Annotated in this window: 22 protein-coding genes; 12 read left to right on the forward strand and 10 right to left on the reverse strand. The window is 70.3% G+C overall.

What is annotated here, in order from left to right; all coding sequences use genetic code 11:
* Positions 1 to 5: 5 nt before the first annotated feature.
* A complete protein-coding gene (locus tag ATK30_RS35590) occupies positions 6 to 1,064 on the reverse strand; it encodes a peptidase dimerization domain-containing protein (protein ID WP_101439157.1) in 1,059 nt (352 codons plus the stop codon).
* Positions 1,065 to 1,160: 96 nt separating this feature from the next.
* On the opposite strand from ATK30_RS35590, the gene ATK30_RS35595 reads away from it, so the two are divergent.
* The gene (locus ATK30_RS35595) at positions 1,161 to 2,054 is read left to right on the forward strand and encodes a hypothetical protein (RefSeq protein WP_101439158.1); all 894 of its coding nucleotides are present in this window, start codon (positions 1,161 to 1,163) and stop codon (positions 2,052 to 2,054) included.
* 6 nt (positions 2,055 to 2,060) lie between these two features.
* On the opposite strand, the gene ATK30_RS35600 is transcribed toward ATK30_RS35595, so the two are convergent.
* On the reverse strand, positions 2,061 to 2,528 hold the full coding sequence (locus tag ATK30_RS35600; RefSeq protein WP_101439159.1) for a MarR family winged helix-turn-helix transcriptional regulator: 468 nt from the start codon (positions 2,526 to 2,528) through the stop codon (positions 2,061 to 2,063).
* 134 nt (positions 2,529 to 2,662) lie between these two features.
* On the opposite strand from ATK30_RS35600, the gene ATK30_RS35605 reads away from it, so the two are divergent.
* From ATK30_RS35605 to ATK30_RS35625, 5 genes are all read left to right on the forward strand, one after another.
* Positions 2,663 to 3,844, forward strand: a complete 1,182-nt coding sequence (locus tag ATK30_RS35605; protein ID WP_101439160.1) for an FAD-dependent monooxygenase — start codon at positions 2,663 to 2,665, stop codon at positions 3,842 to 3,844.
* An 86-nt stretch (positions 3,845 to 3,930) separates the two neighbouring features.
* Complete coding sequence (locus tag ATK30_RS35610; RefSeq protein WP_101439161.1) at positions 3,931 to 5,763, forward strand: FUSC family protein; 1,833 nt, start codon at positions 3,931 to 3,933, stop codon at positions 5,761 to 5,763.
* A gap of 54 nt (positions 5,764 to 5,817) precedes the next feature.
* Positions 5,818 to 5,883, forward strand: a complete 66-nt coding sequence (locus ATK30_RS47355) for a hypothetical protein (protein ID WP_369333445.1) — start codon at positions 5,818 to 5,820, stop codon at positions 5,881 to 5,883.
* A 373-nt stretch (positions 5,884 to 6,256) separates the two neighbouring features.
* Positions 6,257 to 7,450: a CaiB/BaiF CoA transferase family protein gene (locus tag ATK30_RS35620; RefSeq protein ID WP_101439162.1), complete on the forward strand. Its 1,194-nt coding sequence runs from the start codon at positions 6,257 to 6,259 to the stop codon at positions 7,448 to 7,450.
* A gap of 33 nt (positions 7,451 to 7,483) precedes the next feature.
* A complete protein-coding gene (locus ATK30_RS35625; RefSeq protein WP_101439163.1) occupies positions 7,484 to 7,912 on the forward strand; it encodes a MarR family winged helix-turn-helix transcriptional regulator in 429 nt (142 codons plus the stop codon).
* 46 nt (positions 7,913 to 7,958) lie between these two features.
* On the opposite strand, the gene ATK30_RS35630 is transcribed toward ATK30_RS35625, so the two are convergent.
* The 4 genes from ATK30_RS35630 to ATK30_RS35645 form a co-directional block, all read right to left on the reverse strand.
* Complete coding sequence (locus tag ATK30_RS35630; RefSeq protein ID WP_101439164.1) at positions 7,959 to 8,885, reverse strand: LysR family transcriptional regulator; 927 nt, start codon at positions 8,883 to 8,885, stop codon at positions 7,959 to 7,961.
* A 101-nt stretch (positions 8,886 to 8,986) separates the two neighbouring features.
* Positions 8,987 to 11,380 (reverse strand): CaiB/BaiF CoA-transferase family protein, encoded by a 2,394-nt coding sequence (locus tag ATK30_RS35635; protein WP_101439165.1) that lies wholly within the window; start codon positions 11,378 to 11,380, stop codon positions 8,987 to 8,989.
* Positions 11,381 to 11,401: 21 nt separating this feature from the next.
* Positions 11,402 to 12,595 (reverse strand): acyl-CoA dehydrogenase family protein, encoded by a 1,194-nt coding sequence (locus ATK30_RS35640; protein ID WP_101439166.1) that lies wholly within the window; start codon positions 12,593 to 12,595, stop codon positions 11,402 to 11,404.
* Between the two features lie 2 nt (positions 12,596 to 12,597).
* Positions 12,598 to 13,668 carry an acyl-CoA dehydrogenase family protein gene (locus ATK30_RS35645; protein ID WP_101439167.1) on the reverse strand — a complete coding sequence of 357 codons (1,071 nt, stop codon included), beginning with the start codon at positions 13,666 to 13,668 and terminating at the stop codon, positions 12,598 to 12,600.
* Positions 13,669 to 13,886: 218 nt separating this feature from the next.
* On the opposite strand from ATK30_RS35645, the gene ATK30_RS35650 reads away from it, so the two are divergent.
* The 3 genes from ATK30_RS35650 to ATK30_RS35660 are packed head-to-tail and all read left to right on the forward strand — an operon-like array spanning position 13,887 to position 16,280.
* Positions 13,887 to 15,068 carry a thiolase family protein gene (locus ATK30_RS35650; RefSeq protein ID WP_101441236.1) on the forward strand — a complete coding sequence of 394 codons (1,182 nt, stop codon included), beginning with the start codon at positions 13,887 to 13,889 and terminating at the stop codon, positions 15,066 to 15,068.
* Between the two features lie 14 nt (positions 15,069 to 15,082).
* Complete coding sequence (locus ATK30_RS35655; RefSeq protein ID WP_101439168.1) at positions 15,083 to 15,493, forward strand: Zn-ribbon domain-containing OB-fold protein; 411 nt, start codon at positions 15,083 to 15,085, stop codon at positions 15,491 to 15,493.
* Positions 15,486 to 16,280, forward strand: coding sequence for a crotonase/enoyl-CoA hydratase family protein (locus ATK30_RS35660; RefSeq protein WP_101439169.1), 795 nt, complete (start codon positions 15,486 to 15,488; stop codon positions 16,278 to 16,280). The genes ATK30_RS35655 and ATK30_RS35660 overlap by 8 nt, the downstream gene beginning before the upstream one ends.
* 79 nt (positions 16,281 to 16,359) lie before the next feature.
* Here the strand turns inward: ATK30_RS35660 and catC are convergent, their stop codons facing one another.
* From catC to ATK30_RS35680, 4 genes are read right to left on the reverse strand one after another with little or no spacing between them, the layout of a single operon-like run.
* Positions 16,360 to 16,638, reverse strand: coding sequence for a muconolactone Delta-isomerase (catC, locus tag ATK30_RS35665; RefSeq protein ID WP_037367634.1), 279 nt, complete (start codon positions 16,636 to 16,638; stop codon positions 16,360 to 16,362).
* A 16-nt stretch (positions 16,639 to 16,654) separates the two neighbouring features.
* The gene (gene catA / locus ATK30_RS35670) at positions 16,655 to 17,497 is read right to left on the reverse strand and encodes a catechol 1,2-dioxygenase (protein ID WP_101439170.1); all 843 of its coding nucleotides are present in this window, start codon (positions 17,495 to 17,497) and stop codon (positions 16,655 to 16,657) included.
* 31 nt (positions 17,498 to 17,528) lie between these two features.
* Positions 17,529 to 18,632 (reverse strand): mandelate racemase/muconate lactonizing enzyme family protein, encoded by a 1,104-nt coding sequence (locus ATK30_RS35675; protein WP_101439171.1) that lies wholly within the window; start codon positions 18,630 to 18,632, stop codon positions 17,529 to 17,531.
* A complete protein-coding gene (locus ATK30_RS35680; protein ID WP_101439172.1) occupies positions 18,629 to 19,537 on the reverse strand; it encodes a LysR substrate-binding domain-containing protein in 909 nt (302 codons plus the stop codon). Before ATK30_RS35680 ends, ATK30_RS35675 begins: the two co-directional genes overlap by 4 nt.
* Before the next feature lie 230 nt (positions 19,538 to 19,767).
* On the opposite strand from ATK30_RS35680, the gene benA reads away from it, so the two are divergent.
* The 3 genes from benA to benC are packed head-to-tail and all read left to right on the forward strand — an operon-like array spanning position 19,768 to position 24,143.
* Positions 19,768 to 21,138 carry a benzoate 1,2-dioxygenase large subunit gene (gene benA, locus ATK30_RS35685; protein WP_101439173.1) on the forward strand — a complete coding sequence of 457 codons (1,371 nt, stop codon included), beginning with the start codon at positions 19,768 to 19,770 and terminating at the stop codon, positions 21,136 to 21,138.
* On the forward strand, positions 21,135 to 21,644 hold the full coding sequence (benB, locus tag ATK30_RS35690; protein ID WP_101439174.1) for a benzoate 1,2-dioxygenase small subunit: 510 nt from the start codon (positions 21,135 to 21,137) through the stop codon (positions 21,642 to 21,644). Before benA ends, benB begins: the two co-directional genes overlap by 4 nt.
* 12 nt (positions 21,645 to 21,656) lie before the next feature.
* A complete protein-coding gene (benC, locus tag ATK30_RS46970; RefSeq protein ID WP_101439175.1) occupies positions 21,657 to 24,143 on the forward strand; it encodes a benzoate 1,2-dioxygenase electron transfer component BenC in 2,487 nt (828 codons plus the stop codon).
* Positions 24,144 to 24,170 lie beyond the last annotated feature (27 nt).

The raw sequence follows: 24,170 nt of genomic DNA on the forward strand, positions 1-24,170 counted from the left end.
GGACTCTAGCCTCCCCGACGCGCGCGGTCGGCGAAATTGTCCCAAGCCTGGCGGACCAGCGCGGGATGCGCGAGCAGGTCCGACGCGGTCCGCGCCAGCGCCGACGCCGTCGCGAGCAGCACCGTCCGCGCCCGCAGCGACCCTGTCGCCTCGGCGAACGCGCGGCTGCCGACCGCGCGCACCGGATCGTGGAGCGCGACCGACGGATGGATCGTCGGCATCCGCACGCTCAGGTCGCCCACCTCGGCCCGGCCGGGGACCGCCGCGGTGCCCGACGGCGACGCGTGGATCCCGCACGCCGCGAGATGGCGGGCGAAATGCCCGGACAGCACCGGATTGTCGTGGAACCGCGCGTGAATCGGGCCGAACCGTTCGACGTTCGCCTTGGTTCCGGTCGCCATCGCGGCGCCCTCGGCGGCCGTGGTCACTTCGGTGACGACCCGGCCGAGCGTTTCCGAATCCGGCGCGCGCACCCCGAACCGGGCTTCGGCGAAATCGGGCACCACGTCGGTGGACTCCCCGCCGTGCGTCACGATTCCCCGTACCGCCGCGCCGGACGGCAGCCGGGCCCGCAGCGCGGCGATCGCGGTGAAGACCTGCACCAGCCCGGCGACCGCGTCGGTGCTGTCTTCGGGCGCTGGGCCCGAATTCCCGTGCACGGTGACGCGCAGTTCGGTCCGCGCGGCGAGGGGCGCGGCGGCCCAGGTGTGCACGCCGGGTTGAAAAGTCAGCACCGCGTCGATCCCGTCGGCGGGGCGGTCGGTGACGACGACGGAACCGGATTCCAGCGTCCGGACGGTGGCGAGCGCGGCGCCGGCCACCGCCGCGGCGACGAGGTTGTGCCCGAATTCCCGGTGCCGGTCGGACGGAAGCAGCAGAGCGACGCACGGACGTCCGGAACCGTACCGCGCGGTGCGGCCGGTGATTTCGAAGCCGGCTCGCGCGAGCGGACCGAGATCCGGCTCCTGGTCGCCGTCCGGTTCGCGGGACCAGGCCCAGAGCCGCTCGGCGAGCAGTTCGATCTCGTGGTCGGTCCGGTCGTGCCGGTCCTCGTCGGACTCCATGCCGCCCAGGTACCCACCGGGCAGGCATTCGATCCCTGCCGGAAGTGGGTAATTCGGCCGTTGGCGCGCCAGGGCCGGTGCGCGAGGGTCACTGCCATGACAGCGGGAAGCTACCGGGTGCTGCCGGCCGAGGTGTCGGCGATCGTGAAGAACGTGGAGGGCCTCGGCGCCGCGGCGTTCTCGGCCGTCCGCGACCTCGAGACGCTCGTGATCGACGCTTTGTCGTTCGCGGGCATCGGCAGCGGGGTCGCCGCGGCGAACACCTTGCTGCAGGCGAAACTCGTGTCGTCGCTCGGCGATTTCGTGAAGCTGATCGAACAGGTCAACGGCAAGGTGCGGCACGCGGCGCAGAACTACGCCGACGCCGACACCGCGGTGGCGCGAGGCTACGGCGGCGGGGGCGGCGGTGCGGCTGCTGGGGGCGCCGCACCGCAGCAGCTGGACGGCCGCGTCGTCGATTCGATCATGCGGTCGGAGGGCGCGATCGGCGAACAGGGCGGGGTGCGCGAGGCCTACGGATTCCGGGAGAGCATGCACAACGGCTACGACCAGATCATGGCCGCCCGCCAGCAGTACGGGATCGGCAGTGCCGAGGAACGCGCGGTGGTCGCGCAGCTGATGACGGCGAACGCGCGCCGCGCCGGTGCGCTGGAGTTCACCGACCCGGGCGCGCAGGCCGCGATCATGTCCGGCGCGCACATGCGCGGCGCGGGCGGTGTCCGGGCGATCCTGAACCACATGGGCGGCGCGGACATCGTGCGGAGCGCGCGCACCCTCGACCCGGCCGCCGTGCAGCAGCTGCGGGACCTGTCGCCGGACGAATTCCAGCGGCGGTTCCACGACGCCCGGATCGAATACGACCGGGAAATCTACGGCGACACGACCACCCGCCAGAACGGGCGCACGCAGAACTGGTGGGACCGCTACGGAAACGGCCTGACCCAGCGCTACGACCGCGAGCAGCGGGAGTTCCTGCGGCTGTCGCGGTAGCGCGGTTCAGTCCAGATCGGACAATCGGGCCGTCAGGTCGTCGACCAGCCGGGTCAGCAGCCGGTCGAGGGCCTGGCGGTCTTCCGCCGTCCAGCCGCTGAGCGCGTCGGAGAACCAGCCCTCGATGACCCCGACGTAGCGTTCGGTCGCGGCTTTTCCCTCCGGGGTCAGCTCGATCAGCCGGGCCCGCTGGTCGTCCGGGTCGGCCACGCGCCGCACCAGCCCGCGGCTTTCCAGCCCCTGCACCTGCCGGGTGACGTGCGGGCCGACGACGTTCATCCGATTCGCGATCTCGCCTACCCGCAGCGGTGCGTCCTCGAGGTGCAGGATGCCGAGCACGCTCATCGCCGGCCGTTCCAGCGGCAGCCCGGTGGCCTCGACGGCGCGCTCGAACAGCTTTCCGCGGCGCAGCGTCCCGCTCAGCTCGTTCAAGCGGGGGAGCAGGTCCCGCAGCAGGGAGGGGACGGAGGACATCGCGGGCTCCTTGTTTAGATACCTAACTTAGGTATACAGTTGGGCTCACCGGGATCGCGCGACGCGGTTCCGGCCGGTCTCGAAAATGATACCTAAGGTAGGCATCTATCGCCTGCCGAGGGAAGGGGAGAACCATGAGCAGGAGTGTGCTGATCTCGGGGGCGAGCATCGCGGGCCCGGCGCTGGCGTACTGGCTGAACCGGTACGGCTTCGCGGTCACCGTGGTGGAGAAGGCGCCCGCGGTGCGCGGCGGCGGCTATCCGATCGACATGCGCGGCCCGGCCGTCGAGGTGCTGCGGAGGATGGGGCTGGAGGAGAAGGCGCGGGCGAAGCACGTCGCGACCCGGCGGATCACGTTCCTCGACGCGGACGGCGACGTCCTGAACAGCGTCGAACCGGCCGCGCTCACCGGGGACGCGGCGGGGTACGACATCGAACTGGCGCGCGGAGACCTCACCGGCCTGTTGTACGACGCGGTCCGCGACGATGCCGAGTTCCGCTTCTCGGAGTCGATCGCCGCGCTGGACGACCGCGGCAGCGGGGTCGACGTGACCTTCTCCAGCGGCCGGAGCCAGACGTTCGACCTGGTCATCGGCGCGGACGGGCTGCACTCGAAGACCCGCTCGCTGGCCTTCGGGCCGGAGGGGCCGTACCACCGCTACCTCGGCTACTGCTTCGCCGGATTCACCATGCCGAACCGTCTCGGCCTGTCGCACGAGGGCGTTTCCTGGGCGGTCGCGGGCCGGATGGCGACGCTCTACGCCACGAGCGACAGCGACGAGGTGCACGGGTTCCTGGTGTTCACCCGTGCCGACGCGCCGTTCTCCGCGTTCGCCGACCCGGCCGCGCAGCGCGACCTGGTCGCGAGCCGTTTCGAGGGCTACGGCTGGGAGGTGCCGCGGATGGTCGAGGCGATGCGCACCGCCGACGATCTGTTCTTCGACGTGGTCAGCCAGATCCATCTGCCGGTGTGGTCGAAGGGCCGCGTCGCGCTGGCCGGGGACGCGGCGCACGCGACGTCGTTCCTGTCCGGACAGGGCTCGAGCCTCGCGATCATCGGTGCGTACCTGCTCGCATACGAGCTGGCTGACGCTCCGCACGATGTCGCTTTCGCGGCGTACGAGAAGCGGTCGCGGGAGTTCGTGGAGGCTAACCAGGCGTTGGCTGCCGGCGGGTCGGCGGTGATGTCGCCGCGAACTGAGGCGGAAACGGCGGCGCGGAACGCGGCGTTGCGCGCGTTGGACGGGCTGCCGGGGGAATCGAGCTCCGAAGTGCACACCATGCTGACGCTGCCGCCGGAGCGCGCGACCGTCTGAGCTGCTGCTGGCGAGTCGCTGCCCGGCGCGCCGCCGCGGCGTGCGAGGCTACCGGGCGGCATTGCGCGGTGACGGAACGGGGCGGGATGAACGCGATTGCGCGCGGCGGCGGGATGCTGGCGGCGATTCTGGTGGTCGTCGGCGGGACGGCCGGGCTCGGAGTGGCACTCGGGCTCGGCGGGACGGCGGTGCTGGCCGGGCTGACCGCGCTGTTCTGCTTCATCGCCGCCACCGGCGGGCCGTTGCGGCCGGATCTGTGGCTGCTCGCGGCGTTCGCTCCGGCGGTCGTGATCGGCGGGGCCGGGCCGCGGTTGCTGGGCGAGGTGTCGCCGGTCGCGTCGATCGCGCTGCTCGTGCTGGTGGTGTTCGCGGCCGCGGTGGTGCCCGCGCTCGGGCCGCGGTACGTGACGGTCGGGCTCGGGCTCGGCATGGCTTCGGTGTTCGGCTACGGCTTCCAGCTGAGCGGGGCCGCCAGCCCGGTGCAGATCGTCTGCGCGCCGGCGCTGGCCGTCGGGGTCGTGTTCGTGCTGCGGCTGCTGATGGGCTTGAGCGATCCCGGCAAGCCGACCCGCACCGCGCTGGCCGACGCACTCGCCGGACCGGATCGCGCCAGCGCGGAGCGGGCGGTGCGGCTCTGGGTGACCGACCGGCCGCGGGCGTGGCAGGCGCGGGTTCTCGCCGGAGGCGCGCGGTACCACGGCACGGCCGCGGTGCTGCGGGATCGGCTGCGTGCGTTCGACGACGAGCAGGTCGCGGCGGCATCCCGCGTGCTCGACGCCGCGGACGAACAGGTCGCGGCACTGGCGGAAGCGGTGCGCGCCAAGACAGTTTCGGATCCGCCGGAGATCGAACGGATCGACCCGGACGTCGCGTTGCCCGGCGACACCGCCGCGTTGCTGGACGAAGCCTGGGCTGGGCTGTTCGCGATCCGGGAAGCCGTGCTGAACCGCGACGAGTCCATTGTGGACTTCCCGCGGCATCTCGTCCGCGAGGCCTTGCGGCGAGAGGCGACCGGGGTGTTCTCGTGGCGGTCCGCGCAGTTGCGGCACGCGGTGCGGTGTGCGCTGGGAATGCTGGTCGCGGCGGTGATCGCGACGTTCCGCCCGGGCGACCCGCTCACGGTGTCGTTCCTGATGACGACGTTCGCGCTCATGCAGCCGGAATGGCGGGACACGCTGGCGAAGGCGTGGCAGCGCGCCGCCGGTGCGGCGGCCGGGGCCGTGGTGCTGGCGGTCGCGCTGTGGCTGTTGCCGCCCGGTGCGTTGCTGCCGCTGGGGATTGTCGCGCTCCTCGTCGGCTTCCCGTTCATGCAGGTGAAACCGATGGTGTTCAACGGGTGCATGGTGCTGATGAGCGTCGGGATGAACGCGACGACGCGGCATCTGGACGCGGTGTCGGTGCTCGTGGAGTACCTGCTGCTGGTGGCGCTGGCGGTGGTGATCGGACTGCTGTTCGGTTTCGCCGCGGTGCCTGGGGTGCCGAAACCGTCTGTGGCGCAACGGTTTTCCGACGCCGTCTCCGAAACTGGCGAGCTGCTCGCGTCGGTGGCGGAGCGGTTGCGCGGCCGAGGCGGCCGGCGTGAGGTCGGGCTCCGGTTTCGCGCGGCGGCCCGGACGCATCAGGACTTGCTGAGTCCCGAGCCCGGCAGCCGGGAGCCTTCGTCGGAGCAACGGGAAGCTTTGGAGGAGGCCGGGGAGGGATTGCGCGGCCTCGCGGCGTCGGCGGGCGCGCTGCTGCAACGGGGCGGGCAGTCACCGACGATGGCGTCCTTCGCGGAGGCGGCGGCGGGCGCGTTGGCGGGGAGCGGCGAATTGCCCGCACGTCCGGTGGAGGCGGACGAGGAGGAGCGGCTGCTGGCCGACCTCGTACGGGCTGACCTGCTGCGCGTGCATCGCGGCGCGGAGGTGCTCGCCGGCTGAAAGGCCACCCCCCCCGGCGCCGGGCCTCAAAACCACCGGCACGACTGGGAGCACGTGATCTCCTGGATCGACCAGTCGTCGAACAGTGCGTCACCACGACGCAGCATTCCTCGCAGGTGACCTACCCGCGGTCGAAGGTGAGTTTCGACGGCGCCCACGACGAACCGCCGGAGAACCACTACCACGGCTGGCCCCACCCGCCCCTGATGAGCGCGGACTCCGGCACCGCGACGATCAAGATCAGCGAAGGCCGGTACCAGGACCTGCTGGAGAAGGCGAAGCCCGCCGGAACCCCTTCAAGCCGCGCGCGTGATCGTTCCGTGAGGGGCTCTGATTCCCTCACCGGCCCCTTCACGGACCACCGAACCGCCGCCGATCGAGGCACCCAGCCCCGCCCTGCACCCCGATACGAAGCCTCCCGTCAGCACAATCCAGCTTCGGGGTGCCCCACGCAACACAGCATCCGCGCGAAATCCGGGTAATAGTAAGCGCCATGCACGCAGACTCCGCGCTCCCGCTGGACGGCATCACCGTCGTCTCCATCGAGCAAGCCGTCGCCGCCCCGCTGGCCACCCGCACCCTCGCCGACCTGGGCGCTCGCGTCATCAAGGTCGAGCGCGCTGACGGCGGGGACTTCGCCCGCGAGTACGACCACGTCGTCCACGGCACCGGCGCGCATTTCGTCTGGCTCAACCGCGGCAAGGAATCCCTCGCCGTGGACCTGAAAACCGCGGAAGGCCGCGACGTCGTCCAGCGCCTGATCGCCCGCGCCGACGTCTTCGTGCAGAACCTCGCCCCCGGCGCGGCCGCGAGGCTCGGGTTCGGCGCGGCCGAACTGCGGGCCGAGCACCCGGAACTCGTAGCGGTCGACCTCTCCGGCTACGGCACCGGCGGCCCGAAGGAGCAGCGCAAGGCCTACGACATGCTGGTCCAGGCCGAAGCCGGGCTGATCGGCATCACCGGCACGCCGGACACGCCGGTCAAGACCGGCATCCCGACGTCCGACATCGCCTCCGGGATGTACTGCGCGCAGGCGGTCCTCGCGGCGCTCTTGCGACGCTGGCGGACCGGCCAGGGCGCGACGGTCGAGGTGTCGATGCTGGAGGCGACCGTCGAGTGGATGGGTTACGCGATGTACAGCCAGATGTACTCCGGACGCCAGCCCGCGCGGATGGGCCTGAGCCATGCCTCGATCGCGCCGTATGACGCGTACCCGACGAAAGACGGCCAGATGCTGATCGGGGTCCAGAACGACAGCGGCTGGCGGACGTTGGTCACCTCGGTCCTCGAAGCGCCGCAACTGGCCGAGGATCCGCGATTCACCACGAATGTGCTGCGCGTGGAGCACCGCGCGGAATGCGACGCGGCGGTCGCCGCCGAAACGGCGCGATGGTCCACAGTGGAATTGGACGAGCGCCTCGCTCAAGCGGGAATCCCCGCGGCGCAAGTGAAACAGGTGGCCGACGTCGTGGCCGATCCGCAGCTGCGCGCCCGCGACCGCTGGCGAAAGATCGGCACCGAACACGCGACCGTCGACGCGTTGCTGCCGCCGGTGACGTTCGCCGACGTCGAGGCGCGGATGGGCGACGTGCCGGCGTTCGGCGCGCATACCCGTGCGCTGCTTGAAGAAGCCGGGGTCGACGCGGACGAGCTGTTGCGCCGGGGGATCGCCGCCGGGCCGCGTTGACAGTTGTATGGTGCATCTCTAGCATGCGGGGACATGCCGGGAGAAGGCCGCGACGGCGATGCCCTGGACGCGATCCACCGCGCGATGATCCTCTTTTCCCGCGGGTCACGGGTGCGCTCGAACGAACTGTACGAGGGGCTCGGGTTCGTGCAGTACACGATGCTGTCCTCGATCGATCTCGCGGATTGCGCGCACGCGGCGGATCTCGCCCAGGAGTACGGGCTCGACCCCTCGACCGTCAGCAGGCAGCTGGCGGAGCTGGAAAACGCCGGGCTGCTGGTGCGCGGCCCGGACCCGCGGCATTCGCGCAGGCAGCGGCTCGAGCTGACCGAAACCGGGCATCGCGCGCTGGCGGTCACCCGTGCGGCGCAACGGGAACGGCTCGAAGAGCGGCTGCGGGACTGGCCCAGCGGCGACGTCGCCGAGTTCGCGCGGTTGCTGAGCAAGTTCGTCGAATCCTAAAAGTCCCTTGTGGACGGTCGGCGGCCGTGCGGGCGCCGGGTCGTGGTCAGCCGCGGCGGATCGGGCCCAGTTTCTCGGAAAGCTCCTCGGCGAGATCCGCCGGACGGGGCGGTCCGGCGGCGCGGTCGGCCGCCCAGGCGAGCGCGAGCCGGCTCGGTTCCCAGCCGTCCTCGTCGATGCGGACCAGCTTGAACTCCGGCGGCGAGAACATCCGGCCGATGAACGACGCCGGCGCGTAGGTCACGAGGGCGACCAGCCGCCGGTTGAAGACCTGCGCGGCCATCTCGAGTTCGCCGCCGCGTCCGCTGACCGCGCGGACGATGGTGCGGATCCCGCGTTTCGCGAGCCGCCGGGTCAGCGTGGCGAGGATGAGCGGGTTCGGCCGGGCGAAGTCGATGACCACCTCGCGATCGCGGAGTTCTTCGATGTGCACCAGGTCGCGGCAGGCGAGCGGATCGTCCGCGCGGACCGCGATCGCGCCCTGGTACTCGGCGACGGTGCGGGCGCGCAGCCGCGGGTCCTCGACCGCGAGGTGGATCAGCCCGAGTTCCAGATGCCCGGACACGAGTTTCGCGGTGACCTCGGCGGCCGAACCGGCCACCTCGAACGTCGCCGGGACGGCGAGCCCGCCGACCGCGGTTTCGAGGTCTTCGAGCAGATCCGACGGCGCGTACGCGGTGGCCCCGATCCGGATCGGCGTGCCGTCCTCGAGGACTCCCGCCGCGATGTCCCGGAGACCCTCGACCTGGCGCAGGATCGCCCGCGCCGGGCCGAGAAGCGCTTGGCCCAGCGGGGTGAGCCGGACCTCGTGGTAATGCCGTTCGAACAGCGGGCCGCCGAGTTCGCGCTCCAGCAGCTTGATCTGCTTGCTGAGCGGCGGAGGCGTGATCCGCAGCCGGTCCGCCGCGCGTTTGAAGTGCAGTTCGTCGGCGACCGCGACGAAGTACTTCAGCCGGGTGAAATCGATCTCCATCGTCCAATGTCCAGCGAGGCGGGCGGGTTCCGGCGATCATACGGCGGGTTCGGCCGGTTGTCGGGACGGCTTCGGCACGGGGGAGCGCTGAGGCCCGGTGCTCACCCGGCGCGAGCGGCGCTCCCGTCTTGCTCGTCCGGCGCCTCGAGCACTCCGCGCGCGACCAGACCGGCCGTCTCCGCAACCCCCAGCCCCAACAGCTCAGCCGCGATCTCGAACGTCTGCTCGCCCAGCAACGGTGCCTGCCCCACCGGCGGATCAGCGACGTGCGAGGCGTGGATCTGGACGTTCTCGAGCACATACGGCTCCTCCGCGTACGGATGCAACTCCTCCCGGAACGCCCGCCGCTCCCGGTACTGCTCCCATTCCGGCAGGTCGCCCGCCCGCAGCATCGCCCCGGCGGGAACGCCGGCGGCCTGCAGCAGATCCATCGCCGCGAACGGAGAACGCCGCTCCGTCCACTCGGTCACCGCCGCGTCGATCCGGGCCCGGGAAGCAGCCCGGCCGGAGCGGGTGGCCAACCCGGGGTCGGCAGCCAGGTCGGGGCGGTCCAGCACCGCGCACAACGCACCCCAATCCGCGTCGTTCCGGACGGTGACGGCCAGCCACTCGTCGTCCCCGGCGGCCGGGAAGACGCCCCAAGGCGCGTCATGCGCGGGCTCGGTCAGGCGATGTCCGCGGCGGGCCAGGTCTTCGGCGGCGATCCGGTCCGCGAAATGACTGAGCATCACCTCGGATTGCGCGACGCTCACCGCGCCGCCCTCGGCACTGCGTTCTCGCCGGACGAGGAGCGCCAGCGCGGCCAGCGCGCCGATCCGGGCGCATACGTGGTCCGGGTAGACCGTGACGGCGTCGCTGAACGTGCCCGGTTCGCCCGGATAGATCCACTCGCTGGTGAGCCCCGTCGCGGCGCGCACGAGCGGACCGTAGCCGAGCCGTTTCGCCCACGGACCGGTCGGGCCGAACGCCGAGCTGTCCACCACGACGATGCCCGGGTTCACCTCGGACAGCGCGGCCCGGTCGAGCTTCAGGGAGGCGAGGACGCCGGGTTTGAAGTTGGACAGCACGACGTCCGACTGCGCGACGAGCCGCCGCACCAGGGCTTGGCCCTCGGGATCGCGCAGATTGACGCCGATGGCCCGTTTGTTGCGGTGCCCGGCGGCGAATCCGTGCGACATCAGGCCGGGCAGCGCGGCGCGGGAACCGTCCGGGAAAGCGGAGTTCTCGATCTTGATGACATCCGCGCCGAGGTCGCCGAAGAGCCGTCCGGTGTCGCCGCCGACGACGATCACGCCGAGGTCCAGGACCCGGATTCCCTCCAGCGGGCGTCCTTCGCCGCGCCGGGGGCGAGCGGCCAGGATCGGCGCTGAGGTGACTCGCGCGCCGGTGTCCGGACCGGCGACGGCGCGGTGTCCGTCGATTTCGGCGATCCCGGCCGGGACCGGCGCGACCAGCCCGGCCGACAGTTCGGTGTCGCGGAAGAAGCCGCGGGCGGCGAGCTGGTCCGTGTGCAGGGCTTCGGCGAGCGTGAGCACCGCGGCGGTGGGCACGCCGTGACGCTGGCCCTCGCACTCCAGCTCGGCGCGGGTGCGTTCGGCGAAGAACCGGCCGATCGCGGGCAGCAGGTCCGGCGACGCGTAGCGTTCCCGCAGCTGGTCGTACTTCGGATCGGCGAAGGCGGCCGGGCTGCCCATCCACTCGAACATCCCGCGCCACTGCCGCCGCGACAGCAGGCAGATCCGGATGTACCCGTCCTGGCAAGGGAAAATCGGGTACCGGTGGCGTTCTTCGGTGCGTCCGCGGGGCAGGTCGCTCAGCGGAATCCCGGCGGCCGCGCTGCCGACCATGCCGAACGCCGGGTCCAGCGCCTGCATTGCCCCGTCGAGGACGGAGAAGTCGATGCGGTCGCCGCGTCCGGTGCGCAGCCGGTCCAGGTACAGGCTCACCGCCTGGAACGCGGCTTGCGCGGCGGCGACGTGGTACGGCAGCTCGCCGGGCGGCAGCAGCGGAGCGCGGCCGGGAATGCCGGAGCGGGAGAGTTCGCCGGTCAGCGCGTGGAACACCGGAGTGGTGGCCTGCCAGTGCCGCCGGGTCGTGGCGCGGCCGAAATCGCTGATCGACAGGACGACCAGCGCGGGATGCCGGGTGCGCAGGCCGGGGACGTCGAGCAGTTCTTCGGCGGGCGAACCCGGCGGGGTGGTCTCGATCAGCAGGTCGGCGTCGGCCAGCAGCTGGTGCCAACCGTGCGAGCCGGGTTCGGCGGTGGCGTGGGCGAAGCCGTGCCGGTCGACGGCGGTGCCGATCGCGACGCCGTCGACGACCGGGCCGGTGGTCTGTTCGTCGGTGACGCCGGGCAGGACGACGCGGGTGACGCGCGCGCCGAGATCGGCCAGCAGCCGCCCGGTCGCGGTCATCGGGCCGGAGGACAGATCGAGCACGCGGACCCCGGACAGCGGCGGGTCGCAGGCGTCGGCGGCGGGGGAGGTGTCGGGCAAGGGAACCAGCCTCCTCGAGGCTCAGCTGCGGCGGACGGCGCGGAAGGGCAGGTCGCGGTCGACCTCGGGTTCCTTGGGAAGGCCGAGGACGCGTTCGGCGATGATCGTGCGCTGGATCTGGTCGGTGCCGCCGCCGATGGAGGTGAAGAAGGCGTTGAGCGCCAGGAAGTTCACGTCGTCGGCGACCGGATTCTCGTCCCCGGCGAGCAGCGTTTCCGGACCGGCGATGGCCGTGCGCAGCCGCCCTTCGGCGTGCAGGATCCCGGACATCGCGAGTTTCCCGAGCGACATCACCGAACTCGACGTGCCTGGTTCGGCGGCGGCTTTCGCCCGGGCGTTGTTCAACGCGTTCAGTTCGCGCAACGCGAGCACGGTGGCCAGGTCGTCGCGGATGACCGGGTCGGCGAGGCGGCCGCGTTCCCGGGCGAGGCCGACGAGGTCGTCGGCGATCGATCCGTGCCGCGACGCCCGCGCGCCGTCGCCCATGATCGAGCGCTCGTACGCCAGCGCGGTCTGCAGCACCCGCCAGCCCTTGCCCTCGTCGCCGACCAGGTAGTCCGCCGGGATTTCGACGTCGGTCAGGAAGACCTCGTTGAAGTGCGCTTCGCCGGTGATCTGCACCAGCGGCCGGATGTCGACGCCGGGCTGGTGCATCGGCACGACGAAGTAGCTGAGGCCCTTGTGCTTCGGCACATCCCAGTCGGTGCGCGCGATGAGCAGCGCGTAGTCCGCGGTTTTCGCGCCGGACGTCCAGACCTTCTGGCCGTTGACGATCCAGCGGTCGCCGTCGCGGACCGCGGTCGTGCGCACGCCGGCGAGGTCCGAGCCCGCGCCGGGTTCGCTGTAGAACAGGCAGGTCCGGGACCGTTCGGTGAGGACGTCGTGCAGGAGGTCGTTCTTGAGTTTTTCGGTGCCGAACGCGAGGACGGTGTTGGCCGGGATGCTGTATTTGTCCTGTCGGGCGCCGGGCGCGTCGACGGCGTCGAACTCGGCCGCGATCGTGTCGGCCAGTTCGGCCGGGTAGCCGCGGCCGAACCAGTCGACCGGCCAGGTCGGCACGGCGTATCCGGCGGCGACGACTTTTTCCAGCCACGCCACGCGTTCCGGGGTGGTGCTCCAGCTGTCGGACCCCGGGGCGAGTCCGGTCCATTCCGCCGCGAGCCATGCGCGGACTTCTTCGCGGAGCTGCTCCGCGCTGGGCAAAGCGGTGGTCATGCTCAAGCCCCCTTCGAGACGAGGTAGCGCTCCCGGTGCAGCCGCGAGCCGCCGAACAGCTGTGCGCCGGCGCGGGCGCGGCGCAGGTACAGGTGCGCCGGGTGTTCCCAGGTGAAGCCGATCCCTCCGTGCATCTGAATCGCGGACAGGGCAACGGTTTCGTACGCTTCCGCGCAGGCGAATCCGGCGAGCGCGATCGCGCCCGGGCTGCCGTCGGCAGCGGCGTGCCGGGCGGCGGAGGTCGCGGATTCGACGTCCAGGAGGCGGTCCGCGGCGAGGTGTTTCATCGCCTGGAAACTGCCGATCGCACGGCCGAATTGAACGCGGGTCTTGAGATACTCGACAGTCGTCTCGAAGATCTTGCGAGCTCCGCCTGCCTGCTCCCCGGCCAGCGCGATGGTGCTGAGATCCAGGGCCTTCTGCACGGCCTCCCAGCCCGCAGTACCAATTCGCCGCGCTGGCGTATCAGCGAAGGCGAATTGGGACAACCGCACGGTCGGGTCGAATACCTCCGCCGCGGTCCGCTGGAAACCGGACGCGTCCGGGGCGACCTCGAAGACGCCGATGTCGTCGCCAGTGCGAGCCACCACGAGGATGACGTCGGCGAGCTGGCCGAAGGTGACGTAAGAAGCGGTGCCGGTGAGGGTTCCGTTTGCTTGCACGGCAACGCCTTCGGGCGTCCAGCTTCCGGCAGGGCCCGTGACGGCAACGGTTCCGATCGAAGACCCGTCGGCGAGCGCGGGCAGAAGACGGTGTTTGTCCTCTTCAGTCCCGGCTGCGTCGATGAGCGTCGCGGTCAGCACTGAGCTGGACAGGAACGGCGACGGCACCAGCGCCGCCCCGATTTCCTCCGAAACCGCTTCGAGTTCTTCCGCGCCCAGGCCGACCCCGCCGTAGTCGGTCCCGATCACCAGACCGGGCAATCCCAGCTCGGCCAGTTGTTTCCACAGCTCGGGGTCGTGACCGGACTCGGTCGCCATTGTCCGGCGCACGTCCGCCTCCGTGCAGCGGTCCGCGAGCAGGTCGCGCACCGCCTCCCGCAGCTGTTCGGTTTCCGCGGCGCTGATCGCCATCGCCGGACCGCCTTTCCCGTCGTCGGGTCCCGATTCCCATGCTGGGTGCGGAAATCCGCGATGTACATCACGGATTCCGACACCGGCAGGTTTCCGGGAGCGACATCGGCGCACGTGTCGCGGGCGCTCATCTGCCGGTGTCCCGACCGGTCGTTTACGCCGCGTCAGCGGGATGCGAACGTGGAGGTGCGGCCACCGGCCGGGAACGGAGTGCGATGATGACGAGCAGGCGGGAGACCCCGGCGCGCCGGAGGGCGGCAATCGCCGGTCTCGGGCTCACTGAGCTGGGGAAAGTCTACGGTCCGAGCGCGCGGCAGTTCGCCGCGCAGGCCGTCCGGCGGGCGGCCGCCGACGCCGGGATCGGGCTGTCCGACATCGACGGGCTGCTGGTGTCCGCCGGCACGACGCCCGGAGTGGACCTCAGCCTGCAAGTCGACTTAGGCCTGCGGGACCTGCGCCTGTTCACTCAAATGCAGGCATTCGGCTCGACGGCGGGCGCGATGGTGCAGTACGCCGCGATGGCGGTCGAAGCGGGCATGGCCGACACCGTCGCGTGCGTATTCGCGGACGCGCCGCTGCAGCAGGGCAAAGCGACCGGCGCGGCCTACGGCGGCCGGCGCACGACCCCGACCGGCTGGGGAAGCCTCTTGGGCTCCAGCGGTTTCGCCGGACCGAACTCGTTCTACGCACTCGCCGCGCGACGGCACATGAAGACTTACGGCACCACGAGCGAGCAACTCGGCGCGATCGCGGTCGCCCAACGAGCGTGGGCGGCGAAGAACCCGCTGGCGCAGCTGCGCGACCCGATCACCCTGGCCGACCATCAAGCGTCGCGGTTCATCGCGGAGCCGTTCCACCTGCTGGACTGCTGTCTGGTTTCGAACGGCGGCGCGGCGGTGATCGTGACCTCCGCGGAACGCGCGGCTTCTCTGGCCCAGCCCGCCGTGCAGGTGCTCGGCTGGGGCCAGGCGCACCCGGGGAATTCCTTCCGCCGCAACGACAATTTCGGCCTCGTGAGCGGCGCGGCGCAGTCCGGGCCGGCGGCGATGGAGATGGCCGGTGTGACGATCGAGGACATCGACGTCGCCGAGATCTACGACTGCTACACCTTCACCGCGCTGCTCACCCTGGAGGACTACGGGTTCTGCGGCAAGGGCGAAGGGGGCGAGTTCGTCGCGACGCCGGGCATGCTCGGCCCGGACGGCAAGCTCGCGGTGAACACCGGCGGCGGCCAGCTGTCGTCCTACTACCTGTGGGGCATGACGCCGCTGTCCGAGGCGATCATCCAGGCCCGCGGCCAGGGCGGCGAGCGCCAGGTGCCGAAGCACGACACCGTGCTGGTCTCCGGCAACGGCGGCATCCTGGACCACCACAGCACGCTCGTGCTCGGCGCGGCGTGAGCGGAGGGACGGCAATGCGTATCAACCCAGTCGCCCGCGACGACGAGTCCGCGGCGTTCTTCGACGGCGCCGCGATCGGCGAGTTCCGGCTGTTGCGACGGCGCTCCACCGGCGAATACCTGGACCCGCGCACGGTCCCGGACCCCGACGACGACCTCGAGTGGACGGCCGCCGCGGGAACCGGCACGGTGGTGTCGTGGTCGGTGGTGCACAAGCGGGCGCGCGACGGCGGCGAGCCGGAGCGCGTCGTCGTCGGCATCGTGGAGCTGGCCGAGGGACCGTGGTGGTGGTGCCGGCTCGACGCCGCCCCGGACGCGGACCTCTGGCAGCTGCCGGTGCGGGCGGTGTTCGTGCCCTCCGGCCCCGATCCCGACCACGAGAAAGTGCCGGTCTTCGCACCGGCGGAGGAGGCCGGCCATGCCTGACGACGCCCCGGCCGCGCTCGTCGACCAGCGCGGGCACGTCCTGGTGATCACGCTCAACCGGCCGCACGCGATGAACGCGGTCAACGCCGAGCTGAGCGAACTCGTCGGCACGGCGCTGGACCGGGCCGAACAGGACCCGGAAACGCGCGTCGTCGTTCTGACCGGCGCGGGGGAGCGGGCGTTCTGCGCCGGAGCCGACCTGAAAGCCGTGTCGCGGGGCGAATCGCTCGCCGCGCCGGGCCACGAGGACTGGGGATTCGCCGGATACGTGCGGCATCCGATCTCGAAGCCGACGATCGCCGCGGTCAACGGCTTCGCGCTCGGCGGCGGCACCGAACTCGCGCTGGCCAGCGACCTGGTGGTCGCGGCCGAGTCGGCGAAATTCGGGCTGCCCGAGGTGAAACGCGGCCTCTTCGCCGCGGCGGGCGGCGTGTTCCGGCTGCCGCGGCAGATTCCGCAGAAGATCGCGATGGAGATGATGTTCACCGGCGAACCGCTCGACGCGGCCCGCGCGGCGACGCTGGGGCTGGTGAACCACGTGGTCGCCGACGCCGATGTGCTCACCGAAGCGCTGGCTCTGGCGGAGAAGATCGCCGCGAACGCGCCGTTGGCAGTGCAGGCCAGCAAACGCGTCGCACTGGGCATTGTGGACGGTGCGATCTCCGCGGAGGACAGCGACTGGGACAGCACCCGTGAAAACGCGGTCGGGGTCATGACGAGCGAGGACGTCCGCGAGGGGACGACGGCGTTCGTCGAGAAACGCGCGCCGGTTTGGCAGGCTAAGTAGCTGCCGTGAACGTCCGTGAGGGGAACCCAGGGAAATCAGATTCCCTCCGGGTTCCCCTCACGGATTTTCGACGTGCCAGTCAGTCCACTTTGGACGGATGCCGCGCGAGTGCGGTCACCTGGATGTCCATGTACGGGAACAGCGGCAGGTTCGACAGGATCTGGTGCAGTTCGTCGTGGTCGGCGACGTCCAGTACCGAATAGTTCGCGTACTCGCCCGCGATCCGCCAGATGTGCGGCCATTTCCCGCTGCGCTGAAGCTGCTGGCTGTACTCCTTTTCGCGCGCGATGAGGGCGTCGCGGACCGCCGGGTCCAGGTCCGGGGGAAGGCGGACGTCCATCCGCACGTGGTAAAGCATGGTTCTCCGATCGAAATCAGGCCGGGTCGAGGACGAAGTTGTACTCGATGGTCTCGCCGTCGCCAGCCGGGCGGGGGTCGAGCAGCAGTTCCGGCTTCACCGCGGAGGCGATGTCGTCGTCGTTGTGCTCGTCGCCCGGGAAGTACAGCTGCGCGGTGAGCAGCTCGTGCCCCGGCGCGGACACCTTGACGTGCAGGTGCGCCGGACGCCAGGCGTGCCAGCCCGCCGCCGCGATCAGTTTGCCGCACGCGCCGTCGGTCGGGATCTGGTACGGCGCGGGCCGCACGGTGTGGATTTCGAAGCGGCCTTCGTCGTCGGTGGTGAAGGTCCCGCGCAGGTTCCACTCCGGGATGCCCGGCGCGAACTGCGAGTACAGCCCGTCCGCGTCCGCGTGCCACAGTTCGACCTTCGCGCCGCCGAGCACCGCGCCGGTGGTCGAGGTGACCTGGCCGGTCCAGGTGAGCGGGGTGCCCGGCTCGTTCTCCCGCGTCGGGATCGAACCGCGCGCGCCTTGTTCGGGGGCGTCCGGCACGTAGTAGGGGCCTTCGATGGTGCCCTTGTTGCCCTTGCGGTGCTCGGTGGCGACTTCTTCGACGACGTGCTCGACCCAGACGTCCAGGAACAGCGGCCATTCTCCGTCCTCGCCGACGCTGATCAGCCACGATTTGAGCGCGTTGTACTCGTCGTAGGTCACCTTGTGCTTGCGGATCGTCGCGTGCACGGCCTCCAGCACCTCGCGGGCGAGCAGGCTGACCCGTTCCTTCGGGGTGTCCGCGACGCCGGCGAGCTTGTCGCTCTTGAACCGTTCGGTGGCGTTGGCTCCGGACGCGGCGGCGGTGGGGGAATGCGTGGCAGTCATGAATCCTCCTTGATCCATCGGGGGTTTCCGGCTAGCGGTCTTGCCGGTAGTGCCGGAGCTTGCCGGGGTCGAGTTCGGCGCCGAGCCCGGCGCCGGGGCGGATGGCCAGTTCGCCGTCCGCGATGCACAGCGGTTCGGCGAGCAGGTCGTCGGTCATGTCGAGGAAGTTGGACAGTTCTCCGGGGCGGCGCGACGTCAGTTCGAAGGCGGATCCGAAAGCGACAGTGCACAGTGAACCGAGCTGGCCGTCGATCTGGTTGCCCATCACCACTTCCAGCCCGAGCCCCTCCGCGAGATGGTGCGTGCGCTGCGAGCGGGTGAAGCCGGTGCGGGCGGTCTTGATGCTGATCGCGGTCGCCGAGCCGCCGAGGATCTCGCGGGTCACGTCGGCCGCGGTCACCGCGGATTCGTCGGCGATGAACGGAACGTCCAAACGCGACACGAGCCAGCGGCGGCCCAGCACGTCGTCGGCGGGGCACAGTTCCTCGGCGAACAGCAGGTCGAGATCGGCCATTTCCCGCATCGCGCGGGCGGATTCCGCGGCCGTCCAGCCTCGGTTGCCGTCCACGTACAGGTCGACCTCGGAGCCGAACCGCTCCCGCAGCGCGCGAACCACTGCGGTGTCAAGGGAAATCGGCCGGCGGCCGACCTTCACCTTGAACGTCGTGACGCCGTAGCTGTCGCGAATCCGCTCCGCCTCGGCGACCATCGCGGCAGGCTCGTCGAAGCCGAGCATGTGCGACACCTTCATGCGGTCGGTGTAACCGCCGAGCAATTCGGTGACCGAAACGTCGAGGCTTTGCCCGAGCGCGTCCCAGATCGCCATGTCCAAAGCGGACTTCGCGGCCGGATTGCCGACGGTGCGGGAGAGCCGGGCGTGCACCGTCTCGCGTTCGAGCAGGCTCAACCCCACGACCTGCGGCGCGAACACGGTTTCCAGCACGGCCACGATCCCGGCTTGCGTCTCGCCGTAGGTGAACGGCCGCGGCGGCGCTTCGGCGACCCCGACCACGCCGTCGTCGGTGTGCACGCGGACCAGCACATGCTCGGCCGTGTGCACCTCGCCGGACGCGAAACGCAGCGGTTTGCGGTAGGGGATGGCGAACGGGATCGCCTCCACCCGGGTGATCTTCATCGTGTCCTCCCTGACACGGGCACTTCGACGGGGAACAGTTCGCCGAGCGCGTCGAGCACGGCCGGGACCAGTGCCGAGGCCCGTTCGCGGTGCCAGGCGAGTGCGAGCTGGACGGTGGCGGCCCCGGCGAGGTCGCGGAACACGACCCCGGCCAGCGGCAGCGCCCGCGCGGACGCGGGGACGACGCCGACGCCGAGACCTCCGGCGACCAGCGCGAGCAGCACCGCGGTACCGGCCGCTTCGTGCTCGCGCTGCGGGGTGAACCCGGCGTCGCGGCAACTGCGCAGAACCGCTTCGTTGACGACGGAATAGCTGGCGGGATAGGTGACGAACGCTTCGGCGCGCAAATCGCTCATCGCCACCACCGGTTCGACCGCGAGCCGGTGGTCGGCCGGGACGGCGAGCACCAGCGGCTCGGTTTCGATGACGTGCAGGTCGAGGTCGCCGCCGGTGACCGGCGGGCGCAGCACGCCGATGTCCAGCGTGCCGTCGCGCAGCTGCTCGCACTGCTCGCCGGTGAGCAGGTCGGCGTGCACTTCGAGTTCGACGTCGGGCAGCCGGTGCTGCAGCGCGCGGGCGACCCGCGGCAGGTGCGAGAGCGCGGCGGTGCCGGTGAAGCCGATCCGGGCGAGGCCGCGGCGGCCGTCGGCGATGCGCCGGGCTCCGCGTGCGCCCGCCTCGACGGCGTCCAGGATCCGTTGCGCCTCGGCGAGGAAGAACCGGCCGGCCGGGGTGACCTGCACCTGCCGCGTCGTGCGGCTGAGCAGGGCGACGCCCAGCTCGTCCTCCAGCTGCCGGATCGCGTGCGAAAGCGCGGGCTGGGCGAGGTGCAGGCGTTCGGCGGCGCGGCCGAAGTGGCAGGTCTCGGCGACGGCGGCGAAGTACCGCAGGTGGCGCAGTTCCATCGGGCTGCCTCCTCACCGGCTCCTCGCGTGGTCCCGCTCACCGTAAGTTCCGGTATTGAGTGAAGACAAGGAGCGGTTTGCGTGCGATTGATAAACGACATCGAATAATCACACCCTAGGTCAGGACTGGGTCTTGCCCTGGGGTGACTGCCGCCACGGGGTGGCACAGTGCGGGAAACCCCCTGCTGGGGAGCCGATCAGTGCAGATCGCCAGGCCCGTTGGAGGAGTCATGACCGAGACGCTGGACCACGCCGCCGCCGTTGTCGCGGACGCGGTGGTGGAGGACCCGGAGGCGGGCGTCTACCGCGCGAACCGCCGGATCTTCACCGACGAGGAGATCTTCGAACTCGAGATGAAGCACATCTTCGAGGGCAACTGGATCTACCTCGCGCACGAGAGCCAGCTGCCGAACCCCGGCGACTACTTCACCACGACGATCGGCCGCCAGCCGGTGGTGATCACTCGCGACAAGGCCGGCGAGCTGCACTGCCTGATCAACGCCTGCGCGCACCGCGGCGCGATGATCTGCCGGCGCAAACGCGACAACCGGCCGACGCTGACCTGCCCGTTCCACGGCTGGACCTTCCGCAACGACGGCAAGCTGCTCAAGGTCAAGGACCCGGACGGCGCGGGCTACCCGGAGTCGTTCGACACCGACGGCTCCCACGACCTGACGAAGGTCGCGCGCTTCGAGTCCTACCGAGGCTTTCTGTTCGGCAGCCTCAACCCGGACGTGCTGCCGCTGACCGAGCACCTCGGCGACGCCACGAAGGTGATCGACATGCTGGTGGACCAGTCGCCGGATGGACTTGAAGTACTGCGCGGGGCGTCCACGTACACCTACGACGGCAACTGGAAGGTCCAGGCGGAGAACGGCGCGGACGGCTACCACGTCACCGCGACGCACTGGAATTACGCGGCCACGACGGCCCGGCGCAACACCGGCGAATCGGCGAACGACACCAAGACCCTCGACGCGGGGTCGTGGGGCAAGTCCGGCGGCGGCTACTGGTCGTTCCCGCACGGGCACCTGTGCCTGTGGACCTGGGCGGGCAATCCGCAGGACCGTCCGTTGTGGCCGCGGATGGCGGAGCTGAAGGAGAAGTACGGCGACGCCAAGGGCGAGTTCATGGTGCGCGGGTCCCGCAACCTGTGCGTGTATCCCAACGTGTACCTGATGGACCAGTTTTCGACGCAGATCCGGCATTTCCGGCCGATCGCGCCGGACAAGACCGAGGTCACCATCTACTGCATCGCGCCGAAGGGCGAAAGCGCCGAAGCGCGGGCGTGGCGGATCCGGCAGTACGAGGATTTCTTCAATGCCTCGGGCATGGCGACGCCGGACGACCTGGAGGAATTCCGGTCCTGCCAGCTCACTTTCCGCGCGACGGCCGCACCGTGGAACGACATGAGCCGTGGTGCTCAGCATTGGCTCACCGGGCCGGACGAGGTCGCTTCTTCGCTCGGGCTCGACGGTGTCGTGTCGTCCGGGCAGAAGAACGAGGACGAGGGCCTTTATCCGGTGCAGCACGGGTATTGGCAGGAAACCCTGCGCGCGGCGATCGCTCGCGAGCAGGCCGTTCGAGGAGAAGCCCGATGACCGCCGCCGCCGAGAAGACCATCACCCAGCACGACGTCGAGCAGTTCCTCTATCGCGAGGCGCGGTATCTGGACGACCGCGAGTTCGAGAAGTGGCTGGAGTGCTACGCCGACGATGTCGTCTACTGGATGCCTTCCTGGGGCGACGACGATCTGCTCACCGAGGATCCGCAGCGCGACATTTCGCTGATCTACTACCCGAACAAGGGCGGGCTCGAGGACCGGGTGTTCCGGATCCGCACCGAACGGTCGAGCGCGACGTCCCTTCCGGAACCCCGGACCAGCCACAACATCACGAATGTCGAGCTGATCGAACGGCACGGGGATCTGGTGGACGTGCGGTTCAACTGGCACACGATGTACTTCCGGTACCACACTGTCGACCCGTACTACGGGACTTCGTTCTACACCATCGATTTCTCCGGTCCTTCGCCGCTGATCCGGCGGAAGACGGTGGTGCTCAAGAACGACTACATCCATCACGTCGTCGACGTGTACCACTTCTGAGCGGAGGCGGTCATGAACCACCGGATCGCTCTGTCCTTCGAGGACGGTGTCACCCGCTTCGTCACGTGCGCGCCGGATCAGACTGTCGCGGACGCGTCGTACCGGCAGCGCATCAACATTCCGCTCGATTGCCGCGACGGTGCGTGCGGAACCTGCAAGGCGTTCTGCGAATCGGGGGAATACGAGGGCGGGTCTTATCTCGAAGACGCGCTGAGCGCGGACGAGGCTGAGCGCGGTTATGTGCTGCCGTGCAGTATGAAACCGAAGTCCGATCTGGTGTTGCAGATCGCGAGCACGTCGGCGGTCGCGAAGACGCAGGCCGCGGAGCATCACGGCACTCTCGTTGCGCTGGAACGGCTTTCGCCCACGACGATGTCGCTGACGGTGGAGATGCGCGATCGGGATCGGCTCGCGTTCCTGCCGGGGCAGTACGTGAACATCACCGTTCCGGGGACCGACGTGACGCGGTCGTATTCGTTCAGCAACGCGCCCGGCGACGAACGGCTGACTTTCCTCGTGAAGCTCACGCCCGGTGGTGTCATGTCGGATTACCTGACCGGGCGGGCGAAATCCGGTGACGAGCTGACGTTCACCGGGCCGCACGGGAGCTTCTTCCTGCGCGAGACGGATCGTCCGGTGCTGCTGCTGGCCGGTGGCACGGGGCTCGCGCCGATTCTGTCCATTGTGCGCACTATGCGCGATTCCGGCGTGCCCAGGCCAGCGCATCTGGTGTACGGCGTGAGCACCGACGACGACCTGGTGGAGACGGCGACGCTGGAGAAGCTCGCGGTCGAGGTTCCCGGTCTGACCTGGGACTACTGCGTTTCGGATCCGAGGAGCGCCGCTCCGAACAAGGGGTACGTGACCACGCTGATCCGGGACGAGCACCTGCACGGCGGCGATGTCGCGGTGTACCTCTGCGGTCCGCCGCCGATGGTGGAGGCGGTGCGGGGACACTTCGCGTCGGCCGGATTCGAGCCGACCGGCTTCTACTACGAGAAGTTCGCGCTCGCCGCGCCGGTGCGCGCACCGGAAATCCCGGTGCAGCCGGTGGCAGCAGATCCGGAACCCGAGCCGGAGCTGGAATTCGTCGCGAGCCGGGCGCTGGCCGGGCAGGAACTGTTCCCGACGGTCGACCTGGTCCCGCTGCGGGCCGGAGCGGCGTTGTCCGCGGCGGAGGAAGCGCGAGTGGCGCGCACGATCGCGGGTCAGGAAATGCTTCCCCCACCGGAGGAAACGCCGGGCGAGTACGAAATCGGCGAGGAACACCCGTCGGTGCACGAATCGGACGCGGTGTTCGAGGCCCGTCAAGCCCTCGAACTCGGTGCGCTCGAATTGACCATCGGACGGCTGACCTCGGGTCAGCTCGCCGGATACCGGTTGCTGGCCGAGTCGACAGTGCCCTATGTGGACGGTGACCGGTTCCTGGACGCCGCTGCCTACACCGAAACCAACGCGGCGTTCCACGACTACCTGTTCACGCTCACCGGCAACGAGCATCTCCTGCAGGCATATCAGGCGCTCGGCGTGAAAGGCCACATGGCCGAGACGCTGCGCAACGCGACCTGGTGCCATCCGCGCTGCACCCAAGACCACCTGGACCTGGTCGCCGCTTTCGAGTCCGGAGACCGGGCGACCGCGCGACGGCTGATCGCCGAGCACGCGGAACGGTCGAAGATCACCACCCGGCGGGCCATGGGCGGCGCGGCGGAGGGACCGAAATTCCTGTCGCCAGGACGGTTCGCGGGCAAGGTCGTGGTGGTCACCGGCGCCGCGCAGGGGATCGGCGAGGCGACGGCCCGGCGGATCGCCGCGGAGGGCGGCGCGCTGGTGCTCGCCGACCGGTCCGGCCTGGTCGGCGGCCTGGCCGACGAGCTCCCCGAGGCCGCGGCGGTGGTCGCCGACCTGGAGACGTGGCCGGGCGCGCAGGCGGTCGCGGAAGCCGCGGTGGCCCGGTACGGCCGGATCGACGTGCTGGTCAACAACGTCGGCGGCGCGCTGCGGTTCAAGCCGTTCACCGAGTTCAGCCCGGACGAGATCGAGGCCGAACTCCGCCGGTCCCTGCTCACCACGTTGCTCTCCTGCCGGGCCGCACTGCCGTCGATGGCGCAACGGGGCAGCGGGGTGATCGTGAACGTCTCGTCGGCGGCCACTCGCGGCATCCACCGGATCCCGTACTCGGCGGCGAAGGGCGGGATCAACGCGCTGACCGCGTCGCTGGCCTTCGAGTACGCCGACGCCGGCATCCGCGTGGTCGCGACCGCGCCGGGCGGCACCGAAGCGCCGCCGCGGCGGATCCCGCGCGGCGGCCCCGATCCGGTCACTGACCAGGAGCGGGAGTGGTTCCAGGCGCACATCGACCAGACTGTCGGGTCGTCATTGCTGAAGCGGTACGGCACCCTGGACGAGCAGGCCGCGGCGATCGCGTTCCTGGCCTCGGACGAGGCCTCGTACGTCACCGGCACCGTCCTGCCCGTCGCCGGGGGCGATCTCGGCTGACGGAGGCGTTCGGCGAAGCGGGGAGGA

This window comes from Amycolatopsis echigonensis, from assembly GCF_002846615.1.
In the GTDB taxonomy this organism is placed as follows: domain Bacteria; phylum Actinomycetota; class Actinomycetes; order Mycobacteriales; family Pseudonocardiaceae; genus Amycolatopsis; species Amycolatopsis echigonensis.